11 protein-coding genes are annotated in these 12,845 nt (G+C 67.5%); 7 read left to right on the plus strand and 4 right to left on the minus strand.

The features are described 5' to 3' along the window. The first annotated feature begins 29 nt into the window (after nt 1-29). The 7 genes from ACMGF8_RS23275 to ACMGF8_RS23305 all read left to right on the plus strand — a co-directional run bounded on the left by ACMGF8_RS23275 (nt 30) and on the right by ACMGF8_RS23305 (nt 8,487). A complete protein-coding gene (locus ACMGF8_RS23275; RefSeq protein WP_102863102.1) occupies nt 30-932 on the plus strand; it encodes a helix-turn-helix domain-containing protein in 903 nt (300 codons plus the stop codon). Nucleotides 933-1,137: 205 nt separating this feature from the next. Further along, the gene (locus ACMGF8_RS23280) at nt 1,138-3,369 is read left to right on the plus strand and encodes a TonB-dependent siderophore receptor (RefSeq protein WP_416757274.1); all 2,232 of its coding nucleotides are present in this window, start codon (nt 1,138-1,140) and stop codon (nt 3,367-3,369) included. A 16-nt stretch (nt 3,370-3,385) separates the two neighbouring features. Beyond that, nucleotides 3,386-4,258: a PepSY domain-containing protein gene (locus tag ACMGF8_RS23285; protein WP_416757276.1), complete on the plus strand. Its 873-nt coding sequence runs from the start codon at nt 3,386-3,388 to the stop codon at nt 4,256-4,258. Beyond that, nucleotides 4,245-5,378: an ABC transporter substrate-binding protein gene (locus ACMGF8_RS23290; RefSeq protein WP_416757278.1), complete on the plus strand. Its 1,134-nt coding sequence runs from the start codon at nt 4,245-4,247 to the stop codon at nt 5,376-5,378. The genes ACMGF8_RS23285 and ACMGF8_RS23290 overlap by 14 nt, the downstream gene beginning before the upstream one ends. Further along, nucleotides 5,375-6,442 carry a FecCD family ABC transporter permease gene (locus ACMGF8_RS23295; protein WP_207816569.1) on the plus strand — a complete coding sequence of 356 codons (1,068 nt, stop codon included), beginning with the start codon at nt 5,375-5,377 and terminating at the stop codon, nt 6,440-6,442. Before ACMGF8_RS23290 ends, ACMGF8_RS23295 begins: the two co-directional genes overlap by 4 nt. Further along, the gene (locus ACMGF8_RS23300) at nt 6,439-7,269 is read left to right on the plus strand and encodes an ABC transporter ATP-binding protein (RefSeq protein ID WP_416757280.1); all 831 of its coding nucleotides are present in this window, start codon (nt 6,439-6,441) and stop codon (nt 7,267-7,269) included. Before ACMGF8_RS23295 ends, ACMGF8_RS23300 begins: the two co-directional genes overlap by 4 nt. A 3-nt stretch (nt 7,270-7,272) precedes the next feature. Further along, nucleotides 7,273-8,487 carry an MFS transporter gene (locus ACMGF8_RS23305; protein WP_416757282.1) on the plus strand — a complete coding sequence of 405 codons (1,215 nt, stop codon included), beginning with the start codon at nt 7,273-7,275 and terminating at the stop codon, nt 8,485-8,487. Nucleotides 8,488-8,793: 306 nt separating this feature from the next. Here the strand turns inward: ACMGF8_RS23305 and ACMGF8_RS23310 are convergent, their stop codons facing one another. From ACMGF8_RS23310 to ACMGF8_RS23325, 4 genes are all read right to left on the minus strand, one after another. Further along, entirely contained in the window at nt 8,794-9,972 is a 1,179-nt protein-coding gene (locus tag ACMGF8_RS23310; protein WP_102863094.1) for a sugar transporter, read from the minus strand. Nucleotides 9,973-10,132: 160 nt separating this feature from the next. After that, nucleotides 10,133-10,729: a TetR/AcrR family transcriptional regulator gene (locus tag ACMGF8_RS23315; RefSeq protein WP_416757284.1), complete on the minus strand. Its 597-nt coding sequence runs from the start codon at nt 10,727-10,729 to the stop codon at nt 10,133-10,135. A 142-nt stretch (nt 10,730-10,871) separates the two neighbouring features. Continuing rightward, nucleotides 10,872-11,759, minus strand: coding sequence for an alpha/beta fold hydrolase (locus tag ACMGF8_RS23320; protein ID WP_102863092.1), 888 nt, complete (start codon nt 11,757-11,759; stop codon nt 10,872-10,874). 22 nt (nt 11,760-11,781) lie between these two features. After that, nucleotides 11,782-12,837, minus strand: a complete 1,056-nt coding sequence (locus ACMGF8_RS23325; RefSeq protein ID WP_115580321.1) for a sugar phosphate isomerase/epimerase family protein — start codon at nt 12,835-12,837, stop codon at nt 11,782-11,784. Nucleotides 12,838-12,845: the final 8 nt, after the last annotated feature.

A 12,845-nucleotide genomic window follows, 5' to 3' on the forward strand; every position in this document is an offset into this window, starting at 1 on the left:
CTCTTTTTCGGGTTCACAGGGAGTTCGCCATGCTCAGCCCCCACGCTGCGCCGCAGCCTGTCCAAAGGGATTTCACCCTGCAGTTTCCCAATCCGCAGCACGCCGGCACGGCGGCGGTGGTGCCGGAAATCACCTTGTCCACCGGGACAGTGCTGATGGACAGCCAGATGTGGATGCAAGAGCCGCTCTGGCAAGGTTTGAAAATCATCCTGGTGCTCAGCGGCCAGCTCAATTGCCGGGTCGAGGGCCAACCGGAAGTGGAAATTCGCGGCCCGACCCTGTGCGCCGTGGCCAACCAGGGCGAGCACTGCGGCGACCACCTGTTCGCCCGTGGCGTACCGGTGCGCTACACCACGGTGCAGCTGGACTTCCCGTCGATCCGCAATGCCGGCCTGGAACCCGAGCGCCTGCTGGACCCGCGGGGCGGCGGGCCGATGCTGTTCTGCCAGCCGGCCAGCAAGCCACTGCTGGCCCTGGCCCAGCAGATCTTCACCTGCCCGCTGCAAGGCCCGACCCGCTCCTTCTACCTGGGAGGCAAGGCCCTGGAGCTCACCGCCCTGGGGGTCGAGGGCATCCTTGCCCATGCCGAGTCGCGGCCGCTGCAGGACAGCCCCGGCAGCGCGGCGGACATCGAACGTATCCACGCCGCCCGGGACCTGCTGCTCAACTCATTGCAGGACTCGCCGTCGTTGTCGGAGCTGTCGCGTCAGGTGGGCCTCAATCCGCGCAAGCTCACCGCCGGCTTTCGCCAGGTGTTCGGCACCAGCGTCTATGCCTACCTGCAGGAGCAGCGCCTGGGCGAGGCTTACCGCTTGCTGGCCAGCGGCGAGACCAATGTCTCCAGCGCGGCCTATCGGGTCGGCTACAGCCCGGCGCATTTCTCCACCGCCTTTCGCAAGCGCTTCGGGGTGTCGCCCAAGTCCTTGCGCTGAATCGCCCTGGTCTTGCATGCCTGGAACCATGAACAACGCCGCAGCCCGGCGCTGTCGAACCGCGCGCCTGTTGCCCCGGGCGCCCTGCCCGCGCGGTGCCGCAAACGAAAGAAATGGTCGCTCAAGCCAAAGTTTTAGCCGGCAACCCAGGCGCACAAATGAGATACGTTTGCATTCTCATTTAATCCCCATCACGGAGTGAAGCATGGGTAGCCGCGTTGCGCACCAAAACACCCAAGGTTGGCCGGCCGATTGTCCGGTCCTGCGTCCGGCGCTGCGCCGCAGCCCGCTGGCGTGCCTGATCCATGGCCTGGCCCTGGGCCTGTCGCTGACCCAGGCCGGCGCCGCCCTGGCCGCCGATGGCGAGGCCGACAAGGACCACACCCTGACCCTGGACACCAGCGTGATCAGCGCCACCCAGGTCGACTCCCCCACCGGCCAGCAAAGCGGCTACGTGGCCAAGCGCAGCCTCAGCGGCACCAAGACCGACGCCTCGCTGAGTGAGATTCCCCAGGCGATTTCCGTGGTCACCCGCGACCAGATGGATGCCCAGCAGGTGCAGTCGGTGAACGAGGCGCTGCGCTACACCGCCGGGGTCCAGGCCAACACCACCGCCGCCAGCCAGCGTTTCGACACGATCTCGATCCGTGGTTTCGACGTCACCACCGGCATGCTCCGCGATGGCCTCAAGGGCAACACCGCCCAGGCCTGGCCCAAGGTCGAAGCCTATGGCCTGGAACGCATCGATGTGCTCAAGGGCCCGGCCTCGGTGCTGTTCGGCCAGAACTCGCCCGGAGGCGTGGTCAACCAGATCAGCAAGCGCCCACTGGAGCAGCCCTTCCATGAAGTGCAGATCCAGGGCGGCAGTTTCGACCGGGCCCAGGGCCAGTTCGACTTCAGCGGCCCGCTGGACGATGAGGGGCAATTCCTCTACCGCCTGGTGGGCCTGGAACGTGACAGCGGCACCCAGTTCGAGCACATCAAGGACGACAAGCAGTACTTCGCGCCCTCCTTCACCTGGAAGCCCAACGACGACACCCGCCTGACCCTGCTGGCCGACTACACCCAGGATGCGTTCGGCGCACCCAGGGTGTCCCTGCCGGCCCAAGGCACCCTGCTCGGCAACCCCAATGGCAAGCTCAAGCACAACGTCTTCCTCGATGAACCGGGGCTGGACAACGACCGCACCCAGTACTCCCTGGGCTACCTGCTGGAGCAGCGCCTGAACGATGTCTGGAGCCTCAATTCCAGCGCCCGCTACGGCCACGTCAACCTGCTGACCAACACCGCCAGCGGCATGTCCCTGGCCCCGGACCTGCGCACCTTGAACCGCGCCGCCTATCGCTTCCGCATCGTCGGCGACACCTACTCCCTGGACAACAACGTCCAGGCCCGCTGGAACCTGGGCAATACGCAGATGGTGTCGCTTTTGGGGGTCGACTACCGGCGCACCCGCGAGGACTACTACCTGCGCGGCGGCGCTGCCTCGTCCATCGACATCTACAACCCGGTGCATGGCGGCGTGTTCAACCCCAACACGCCGTTCACCAACACCGTGCAGCGCGCCGATCAGGTCGGGGTCTACGCCCAGCAGCAGTTCACCTTCGACGAGCATTGGGTGCTCAGCGTCGGTGGCCGCCAGGACCGCTCCAGCGCCCGTACCGATAACCGCATGAACGACAGCGGCAGCAAGCAGAACGACGAGAAGTTCACCTACCGCACCGGCCTGGTGTACCTGGCGGACAACGGCCTGGCGCCGTACATCAGCTACTCCACGTCCTTCGACCCGGTACTGGGCACCAACTTCTACGGCACGCCGTACAAGCCCACCAGCGCCAAGCAATCGGAAGTGGGGGTCAAGTACCAGCCACCGGGGATCGACAGCTACATCACCCTGTCGCTGTTTGACCTGACCCAGGAAAACGTCAAGACCGCCGACCCGGCCCAACGCCTGAACACCCTGCAGACCGGCGAGGTGAACGTGCGCGGCATCGAGCTTGAAGGCAAGGCCAGCCTGGCCCGGGGCCTGGACCTGCTGGCGGCGCTGACCTACAACGACGCCGAGGTGAGCAAGAGCAACAACCCGCTGGAGAAAGGCCAGCGCCCCACCGACACCCCGGAAAAGATGGCCTCGCTGTGGGCCGACTACACCCTGCCCGAAGGCCCGCTCGGTGGCCTCGGCTTTGGCGCCGGCGTGCGCTACATCGGGTCTACCGAAGCCGATGCCGCCAACACCGTCAGCGTGCCCTCCTACACCCTGCTGGACGCGGCGGTGCACTACGACTTCGACAAGCTGATCCCGGCGGCCAAGGGCCTGCGCCTGGCGGTGAACGCCACCAACCTCACCGACAAGCGCTACTACGAAGGCTGCTCGCTGACCAATTGCAGCGCCGGTTATGACCGCAGCGTCATCGCCAGCCTGCGCTACCGCTGGTAAGCCGCCGATGCTGCCCATGCGTGAACTCTGGCTGCGGCTGCATCGCTGGCTGGCCCTGAGCCTGGGGCTGCTCCTGGCGTTGTTGGGCCTGAGCGGCGCCTTGCTGGAGCTCAAGGGCCCGATCCTGCGCTGGGAGGTCGGTGCAACGATGCTGCAACTGGCCCCCGGCGAGCACGGCACGCGGCTGGAACAGGACGCCTGGATCAGGGCCGCCTCCGACGCCTACCCGCAGCTGCACAAGGTCTTCGGCGCAGCCCCTCCGCGCCAGGGCTTTCTCGAATCGGACAACGTGATCGTCTTCGGCGCCCTCAAGGAGCGTCCCGGCACCGGCATCGCCATGATCGATCCCTACAACGGCGCGCCCCGGGGCTTCTTCGTCTTCGAGGACCTGTGGCTGGCCAAGCTGGTGGCGCTGCACCGCAGCCTGCTGTTGCCGCGGGCCTTGGGCTCGACCCTGGTGCTGCTGTGCGGCCTGGTGCTGCTGGGCTCGCTGGGCAGCGGCCTGTACCTGTGGTGGCCGGGCCGCCGCAGCTGGTGGAAAGCCGCCAGCCTGCGCCCCGGTAGCCAGGGCCCCCGGCGCCTGCGCGAATGGCACAACCTGGCCGCCGCGTGGCTGTGCCTGCCGCTGCTGCTGATTGCCGGCAGCGGCGCCTGGCTGGCGCGCCCGGAGCTGTTTGGCTGGCTCACAGCCACGCCGATGGCGCTCAAGCCGCTGTTTTCCGCCGCCCACGGCCATCTGCTGCTGGGGGCTCCCGGCGCCTGGCTGGGGTTTGTCTGCGGCCTTTCATTACCCCTGCTGTACATCACCGGCCTGTTGTTGTGGTGGCGCAAGCGCGTCGCCCGCCGGGCCGTTCAATCGTTCAAGGAAACCTTACATGACACACCGTGATTTCTTGCGCCGCGCCCAGCGCGGGCTCTTGCTCGGCCTGCTGCCCCTGGGCCTGCTGTGGGCCGCCACGGCCAGCGCCGCGACCCTCACCGATCTGGCCGGACGCCAGGTCCAGGTGCCGGACAAGGTCGAACACATCCTCCTGGGGGAAGGCCGGATGATCTATTCCCTGTCGCTGCTCGAAGGCCAGAATCCCTTCGCCCGTCTCGCCGGTTGGCAAGGGGACTTTCGCGGCCTCGACGTGCAGGGCTACGAGGCCTATCGCAAGGTCTTCCCCGAGGCGGACAAGGTGCCGCTGGTAGGCGGCACGTCCGCCGAAACCTTCAGCGTCGAAAAGGCCCTGGCGGTGCACCCGGACCTGGCGATCATGGCACTGAGCGGCGGCCACGGGCCCAGCCCCGACAGCGAAGCGGTGCAGCAGCTGGAAGCGGCTGGAGTGGCGGTGATCTTCGTCGACTTCAGCGACCATCCCCTGAGCAATACCGTGCCCAGCATGCGCCTGCTGGGGCAGGCCCTGGGCCGTGAACAGCAGGCCGAGGCGTTCATCGCCTTCTACCAGCAGTCCCTGGCCCGGGTCAGCGACACCCTGGCCAAGGCCGGCAAGGTCCAGCAGCCGAAGATCTTCGTCGACATGCTCGCCGGCTTGCAGGATTGCTGCGGCTCTCCGGGCACCGGCAACTTCGGCGAAATGATCAAGCTGGCCGGCGGGCGCAACATCGCCGACGGGCGCATTCCCGGGCCCATTGGCGTGCTCAACGTGGAGTACATCCTTTCCAGCGATCCGGATGTGTACGTCGCCACCGGGGTCTTCGCTGCCGGCCAGGGCGGCGTGACCCTGGGTTATTCCGCCACCCTGCAACAGGCCCGGGACAGCCTGCGCCAGGCCGCCCAGCGCCCGCCGCTGAACGAGCTGCGAGCAGTGCGCGAGGGCAATGTGCATGGCCTGTGGCACATTTTCTACGACTCGCCGGAGCACCTGATCGCGGTCCAGGCCCTGGCCAAGTGGCTGCACCCGGAGCTGTTCAAGGACCTGGACCCGGACCAGACCCGCCGCGAGCTGTACCAGCGCTTCATGCCGATTCCCGCCAGCGGCGTGTTCGCCACGAGCCTGCAACCATGACCCGGGCCGCCACCGAGGTGCAGGACAGCATCGCCAGCGGGCATTACCGCAAGCGCCATGGCCGCCGGGTGCTGCTGTTGTCCGGGCTGGCCCTGGCCTTGCTGCTGTCCCTGGCCCTGGACATCACCACCGGGCCTTCGGGCATGAGCCTCTCGCGCCTGCTGCAGGTGCTCTGGGACCCGGGCTCGATGCCCCGGGTCGAGGCGGTGATCGTGTGGAACGTACGCCTGCCCTACGCGCTGATGGCGGTGCTGGTGGGCGCGGCCCTGGCCCTGGCCGGAGCGGAGATGCAGACCGTGCTCGACAACCCGCTGGCCAGCCCCTTCACCCTCGGCGTGTCCGCCGCCGCGGCCTTCGGTGCGGCCCTGGCGATTGTCCTGGGCCTGGGCCTTCCCGGGGTGCCGGCGCAGTACCTGATCTCGGCCAACGCCTTCCTGTTTGCCCTGGCCTCGGTGGCCTTGCTCTACCTGCTGGCGCGCTGGCGTGGCTTCGGCGTGGAAAGCCTGGTGCTGTTCGGCATCGCCCTGGTGTTCGCCTTCAACGCCCTGGTGGCCCTGCTGCAATTCGTCGCCACCCAGGACAGCCTGCAGCAACTGGTGTTCTGGACCCTGGGCAGCCTGGCCCGGGCCTCCTGGGAAAAGCTCGCCCTGCTGGCCCTGGCCCTGGCCCTGTGCCTGCCGTTTTCCCTGCGCCAGAGCTGGGCCCTGACCGCCCTGACCCTGGGCGAGGAACGGGCCCGCAGCTTCGGCATCGACGTCGGCCGCCTGCGCCTGCTGGCGTTGCTGCGCATCAGCCTGCTGTCGGCCCTGGCGGTGTCCTTTGTCGGCACCATCGGCTTTATCGGCCTGATCGCCCCGCACATCGCCCGCCTGCTGGTGGGCGAAGACCATCGGCTGTTCCTGCCGGCCAGCGTGCTCAGCGGCGGGCTGATCCTGTCCATGGCCTCCATCGCCAGCAAGGCCCTGATCCCCGGGGTGCTGGTGCCGGTGGGCATCGTCACCGCCCTGGTGGGCATTCCGTTTTTCATGGCCATCGTCATGCGCAACCGTCGAGGTGTCCTGTGAGCCTTAACGCCCCCTCCACGCCCGGGCTGTGCACAGCCGGCCTGAACATGCATTACGGCAGCCACCAGGTACTGCGCGACGTGAGCCTGCCGCCCCTGGCCCCCGGCAGCCTGACCGCGCTGATCGGCCCCAACGCGGCGGGCAAATCGACCCTGCTGCGGGGCATCGCCGGGTTGCAGAAAACCAGCGGGCAGGTGCTGCTCGATGGCGTCGACCTCAACCGCCTGCCCCAGGTGGAGCGGGCGCAGCACATCGTCTACCTGCCCCAGAGCCTGCCGGAACGCACCCGCCTGTGCGCCTTCGAAGCGGTGCTCAGTGCCGCCATGGCCGGGCATCGCGGTGCCGGCTTCGCCCCCGGCCGACCCAGCGCCGCGGTGCTGCACGGGGTCGAACAGGTGTTGCGGGACCTGGACCTCACCGCCCTGGCCGACCGCCCGATCGATGCCCTCTCCGGCGGCCAGCGCCAGTTGGTGGGGCTGGCCCAGGCCCTGGTGCGCCAGCCTCGGGTACTGCTGCTGGACGAACCCACCAGCGCCCTGGACCTGTACCACCAGTGCCAGGTGGTGGAGGCCATTACCCGGGCCACCCGCGAACGCCAGTTGATCACCCTGGTGGTGGTCCACGACATCAACCTGGCCCTGGGTTTCAGCCAGCAGGTGGTGGTCCTGCACAACGGCCGTCTGGCCGCCGCCGGACCGGCCCTGGAGGTGATCAACCAACAGCTGCTGCGCGACGTCTATGGCGTCGACGGCCGCCTGGAGCAGGTGCGCGGTCGACCGCTGGTGATGGTCGACGGCCGCCTGCCCTCTCACTCAACCCTGGGATAAATCATGAGCGACATGCAACAGCTGCCCTTCGACACCCTGGAAACGCCCCAGGCCGCCCCGGCCTTCAACCTGCGTCCACTGCTGCTGGCCAACCTGGCTTGCACCATGGCGATGATGGCCTTTGTCTCGCTGATCGGTCCCATTGCGCGGATTCTCGGCCTGGCCACCTGGCAGGCGGGCATGGCGGTGACCGTTTCCGGGGTGATCTGGATGCTCCTGGCCCGGCCCTGGGGCCGGACCAGTGACCGCCTGGGCCGACGGCAGATCCTGCTGCTGGGCACCGGCGGCTTCACCCTGGCCTTTCTCGCCCTGAGCCTATTCATCGACCTGGCGCTGCACGCCTTGCCCTCGGCCATCCTGGCCTTTGCCGGGCTGCTGCTGGGTCGCGGCCTGATCGGGGTGTTCTACGCGGCGATTCCGGTGGGCGGCTACGCGCTGATCGCCGACAACATCGAGCCCGAGCACCGGGCCCGGGCCATGGCCTCGCTGGGGGCGGCCAACGCCTGCGGCCTGGTCCTGGGCCCGGCGATTGCCGCGCTGCTGGCCCGCTACAGCCTGAGCCTGCCGTTCTATGTGCTGGCACTGCTGCCGCTGCTGGGCTTCGCCTTCCTCAAGGCGCGGCTGCCGCGCCAGGAGTTGCACCTCAAGCAACCGCCCAAGTCGGTGAGCCTGACGGACCCGCGCCTGCGCCGGCCGCTGCTGGTGGCGTTCGTCTCGATGCTGTGCGTGGCCATGGCGCAGATCACCGTCGGCTTCTTCGCCCTCGACCGCCTGGGCATGGGTCCGGCGGAGGCGGCGCAGACCGCCGGTGTCGCCCTGACCCTGGTGGGGCTGGCGTTGATTGCCTCGCAACTGCTGGTGCGCAAGCTGGAGTGGCCGCCACTGCGGATGATCCGCGTCGGCGCCCTGGTGGCCGCAATGGGCTTTGCCGCGAGCATCCTCGCCGCTCACGCCTGGGTGCTGTGGCTGGGGTTCTTTGTCTCGGCCGCCGGTATGGGCTGGATCTTCCCCTCCTTTGCCGCCCTGGCCAGCAACGCAGTGGACGCTGCCGAGCAAGGCGCCACTGCCGGCTCCGTCGGCGCGGCCCAGGGCCTGGGGGTGGTGGTCGGGCCCTTGGCGGGCACCCTGATCTACGCGGTGGAGCCGCGCCTGCCCTACCTGCTGGCGGCGCTGCTGCTGGTGCTGGTGGCCTGCTGGCCCGAAGCCCGACGCCGCTGACCTTGGCGGGCGGACGGCGCGCATGCTCGACATCGCCCCACTGTAGCCGCTGTCGAGCCTCTGGCGAGGCTGCGCGAAGGTCCGCAGGACCTTGCTTGGCGATCGACCGCCGAACCTCCGGCGCCTGCAAGGCCGCCGCGTCTCCTGCGGAGCCGTTCGCAGCCTGCGGCAGCGGCTACACAACCCCGCTGTAACCCGAGGCTGCGCAAAGGTCCGCAGGGCCTTGCCTGGCGATCTCCCGCCGAGACTCTGGCGGTCTCAAGACTTTGCGTCTCCTGCGGAGCCGTTCGCAGCCTGCGGCAGCGGCTACACGTTGCTGCGGGCCATGCGCCGCAGGGCCAGGCTGTAGAGCAGCAAGGCCAGGCCCGCCAGGGCGCCGCCCGCCAGCCCGACATAGGCAAAACCCAACTGTCCGCCGACCCAGCTGCCCAGCAACGCACCACCGCCGATGCCGATGTTGTAGATCCCGGAGAACATCGCCATCGCCACGTCGGTGGCGTCCGACGCCAGCACCAGCACCTTGGATTGCAGGGCCAGGCCGAAGCCCATGATCGCCATGCCCCAGACCACGCTCAGCGCGACCAGGGACCAGACATGGCCGTTGAGGGGCAGCAGCAGGCTCAGGCACAGCGCCAGCAGGGTCACCGCCGTCAGCAGGAAGCCCTGGGGGCTGTGGCGGTGCAGCCAGCTGAACAGCAGCGAGCCGATGATCCCGGCACCGCCAAACACCAGCAGGATCAGGGTCACCACATCGCCCCCCAGGCCCGCCGCTACCTTGATGAACGGCTCGATGTAGCTGTAGGCGGTGAATTGCGCGGTGACCACCAGGGCCGTCAGCCCATAGATCGCCACCAGCGCCGGGCGTTTGAACAGCAGCGGCAGGCTGCGCAGGGAGCCGGAGTTCTGGCTGGGCAGCAGCGGCAAGGTACGGATCAACCACAGCACCAGCAAGCCGGCCATCGCCGCGATCACGCCGAAGGTGGTACGCCAGCCCAGGGCTTCGCCCAGCAGACGCCCCAGAGGAATGCCCAGGACCATGGCCAGGGAAGTGCCGGTGGCCAGCAGGCCCAGGGCCTGCACTTGCTTGCCCGGCGGCGCCAGGCGCACCGCCAGTGACGCGGTGATGGACCAGAACAGGGCATGGGCCAGGGCCACGCCGATGCGGCTGAGCATCAACAGGCCGAAGCTGTTGGCCAGGCTGGACAGCACATGGCTGACGATGAACAGCCCGAACAGCACCGTGAGCAACCGGCGCCGCTCGACGTTGCGGGTCAGCAGCATCACCGGCAGCGAGGTCAGGGACACGATCCAGGCGTAGATGGTCAGCATCAGCCCGACCCGCGCGGTAGGCAGGTCGAAGCTGGCGCCGATGGCGCTGAGCAGCCCCACCGGCACGAATTCCGTCGTGTTGAAGACAAAGGCCGCCAGCGCCAACGCGATGACCGGCTGCCAGTTACCTTGAGGTGTAGCCGCGGAGTTGCTCATGGGCGGGTCGTAATACTCTATCGATGATCGAACAGGTCCAGGACCCGATAAAAATGCACAACCCGGGCCAGGAACCATGACCGGGGGCTGCCCGCTTGCGCAGTTGGCGCACGGTGTCGCTGCCTGTTTTTTTGCGCGACACAGGCTGGCAGGCGCCTGGTCAGTTGCCCTGCGCCGCCTCGAAGACCGTCATGGCCAGCGCCACCCCTTTGAGCAGGCGCGCCTGGGTGACCCCGTCCCGGGCCTGTACCGACAGCCCGTGCAGCACCGTAGAGTAATAATCCCCCAGGGAAGTTGCATCGGTGTGTGCCGGCAGTTCGCCGGACTGCACCGCCGCTTCCAGGCGCTGGATGATGCTGGAGGTACGGGCCCGGCGATGCTCGGCCAGCCACTCACGCACGCCGTCGTTGTCACTGGAGCAGTTCACCGCCGAGGACACCACCATGCAGCCCTGGGGATGACCGGCCCGGGTGTAGAGCGCCACCGCCTCTTTGAGCATGCGCTCGATGGCGACATAGGCGCTGGCTTCGCCCAGGGCCTGGTCGGCAAAACCGCCCTCGTGGCTTTCATAGAGTTCGATGGCCTCGCGAAACAGCGCCTCCTTGGAACCGAAGGCGGCGTAGATCCGCGCCGAGGCGATCCCCAGGGCCGCCACCAGATCGGCCATGGAAGTGGTTTCAAATCCACGGGCCCAGAACAGCTCAAGCGCTTGGCGCAACGCCTGGTTGCGATCGAATTCGCGGGGTCTTCCAGCCATGGGGGTCGGGTATCTCGTCAGGACAAGGAAACTGACCGGCAGGGGCCGGTCAGTGGGTTGGCGCAAGGCGCCGCGACGAAATGATATTAGATTTGCACCGGCCCCGGCCATTTTCCATGGCCCGGGACCGCCTGCCCTTTGTTCAGTCGGCGCCCTCCTGAAGAAAGGGCAGCAGGTGAGCGAGGAACTCCTCCGGCGCCTCTTCCATGATGAAGTGCCCGCAGTCGGGCACGATGGCGCCGCGCAGATCCGTGGCGTGACCCTGCAGGGTCAGCAAGGGTGCATCGTTGGTGGCGTGCTCGGCGCCAATGGCCAGCACCGGCATTGCCAGCGGTCGCTGCGCGCGCAACTGATTCTGGCGCACGGTCTCGGGAATCGCCCGGTAGTAGGCAAAGCCCGCACGCAGGCCGCCCGGCGCGGCGTACGCCTCGATATAGACCTCGGCGGCCACCGCCTCGCGGCGATGGGACCAGTGATCGAATATGTAATTCAGGTAGGCCCGCTCGCGTCCGGCGATCAAGGCTTCCGGCAAGTCCCGCAGCTGGTTGAACATGAAGTGCCAGAGAAAGATGTTCTGCTCTGGCGCGACGAAGATCGGCGGCGCCGCCGCCAGCCCCGGGATCACCGCTTCGGTCAGCGCCAGGCGCTCCACCGCCTGCGGATGATCGCTGGCCAGGGCGTAGGCGATCCACATGCCGACGTCGTGGCCGACCACGCTGTAGCGCTCGAAGCCCAACTGCCCCATCACCTGGTGCAGCACCCCGGCCACATGGCCGGTGTCGTAGCCCTGCTCCGGGCGGTCGGACTGGCCGCTGCCCGGCGGGTCCACGGCAATGGCCTGGAAGCCTCGGGCGGCCAGGGCCTGGATCACTTCGCGCCAGGCGTACCAGGTCTGCGGCCAGCCGGGAATCAGCAGCACCGGGCGGCCCGTGCCGGCGCTGACACAGTGGATGCGCTGGCCGTCGATGCGCACATAGCGATGGGTCAGGCCGCCAGTGTCGGCCTGGGTGTTGTCGGTGAATGCAGTCATGGGGATTCTCTTGATGAAGGGTTCAGGCAATGCCGAGCATGCGGTTGATCTGTTGGCGGTCGATCCCGGCCCCGGCGAAGTCGTCGAAGATCCGCTCGGTGACCTGGATCATGTGGCGGTTGATGAATTCGACACCTTCCCGGGCGCCGTCCTCCTGATCCTTGAGGCAGCACTCCCACTCCAGGGTCGCCCAGCCCGGGTAGTCATATTGCGCCAGCTTGGCAAAGATCCCCTTGAAGTCGACCTGGCCGTCGCCCAGGGAACGGAAGCGCCCGGCCCGCTCGACCCAGGAGCTGTAGCCGCCGTAGATGCCCTGGCGGCCGCTGGGATTGAACTCGGCATCCTTGACGTGAAACATGCGGATGCGCTCGTGGTAGATGTCCAGGTAACTCAGGTAGTCCAACTGCTGCAGCACGAAGTGGCTGGGGTCGAAGAGGATGTTGCAGCGCGGGTGACGGTCGACCAATTCATAGAAGCGTTCGAAGCTGGTGCCATCGTGCAGGTCCTCGCTGGGGTGGATCTCGTAGCACAGGTTGACCCCCTGCTCGTCGCACAGATCGAGGATCGGCCGCCAGCGTCGAGCCAGTTCCTCGAAAGCGGCCTCGATCAAACCTTCTGGACGTTGCGGAAAGGGAAACAGATAGGGCCAGGCCAGGGACCCGGAAAAGGTGCCCATGTCACCGAGCCCCAGGCGGCGCGAGGCCTTGGCCGCCAGCTTCATCTGCTCTATGGCCCAGGCTGTTCTGGCTTGGGGATTGCCCCGCAGCGCCTGGGGCGCGAAGTTGTCGCACATTGCGTCGTAGGCCGGATGCACTGCCACCAGCTGGCCGAAGATATGACTGGTCAGCTCACTGATCACCAGACCCTTTTGCGCCAACTGACCCTTGAGGTCATCGCAGTAATCCTGGCTGTCCGCCGCAGTGGCGACATCGAACAGACGCGCATCCCAGGCAGGAATCTGCAGTGCCTTGAAACCCAGATCAGCAGCCCACTGGGCGATGCCCGACAGGCTGTTGAAGGGGGCGGTATCGGCACTGAACTGTGCCAGGTGCAGGCTGGGGCCCTTGAGGGTTTTCATCGCATTGC

Origin of the sequence: Pseudomonas sp. BNK-7, assembly GCF_048072025.1 — a bacterium.
Lineage (GTDB): Bacteria > Pseudomonadota > Gammaproteobacteria > Pseudomonadales > Pseudomonadaceae > Aquipseudomonas > Aquipseudomonas danubii.

Excerpts from the sequence above, each read along its gene's own strand:
- ACMGF8_RS23275 (WP_102863102.1), top strand. The coding sequence starts at position 30 with ATGCTCAGCCCCCACGCTGCGCCGCAGCCTGTCCAAAGGGATTTCACC.
- ACMGF8_RS23290 (WP_416757278.1), top strand. The coding sequence starts at position 4,245 with ATGACACACCGTGATTTCTTGCGCCGCGCCCAGCGCGGGCTCTTGCTC.
- ACMGF8_RS23315 (WP_416757284.1), bottom strand. The coding sequence starts at position 10,729 with ATGGCTGGAAGACCCCGCGAATTCGATCGCAACCAGGCGTTGCGCCAA.
- ACMGF8_RS23320 (WP_102863092.1), bottom strand. The coding sequence starts at position 11,759 with ATGACTGCATTCACCGACAACACCCAGGCCGACACTGGCGGCCTGACC.
- ACMGF8_RS23310 (WP_102863094.1), bottom strand. The coding sequence starts at position 9,972 with ATGAGCAACTCCGCGGCTACACCTCAAGGTAACTGGCAGCCGGTCATC.
- ACMGF8_RS23325 (WP_115580321.1), bottom strand. The coding sequence starts at position 12,837 with ATGAAAACCCTCAAGGGCCCCAGCCTGCACCTGGCACAGTTCAGTGCC.
- ACMGF8_RS23305 (WP_416757282.1), top strand. The coding sequence starts at position 7,273 with ATGAGCGACATGCAACAGCTGCCCTTCGACACCCTGGAAACGCCCCAG.
- ACMGF8_RS23280 (WP_416757274.1), top strand. The coding sequence starts at position 1,138 with ATGGGTAGCCGCGTTGCGCACCAAAACACCCAAGGTTGGCCGGCCGAT.
- ACMGF8_RS23285 (WP_416757276.1), top strand. The coding sequence starts at position 3,386 with ATGCGTGAACTCTGGCTGCGGCTGCATCGCTGGCTGGCCCTGAGCCTG.
- ACMGF8_RS23295 (WP_207816569.1), top strand. The coding sequence starts at position 5,375 with ATGACCCGGGCCGCCACCGAGGTGCAGGACAGCATCGCCAGCGGGCAT.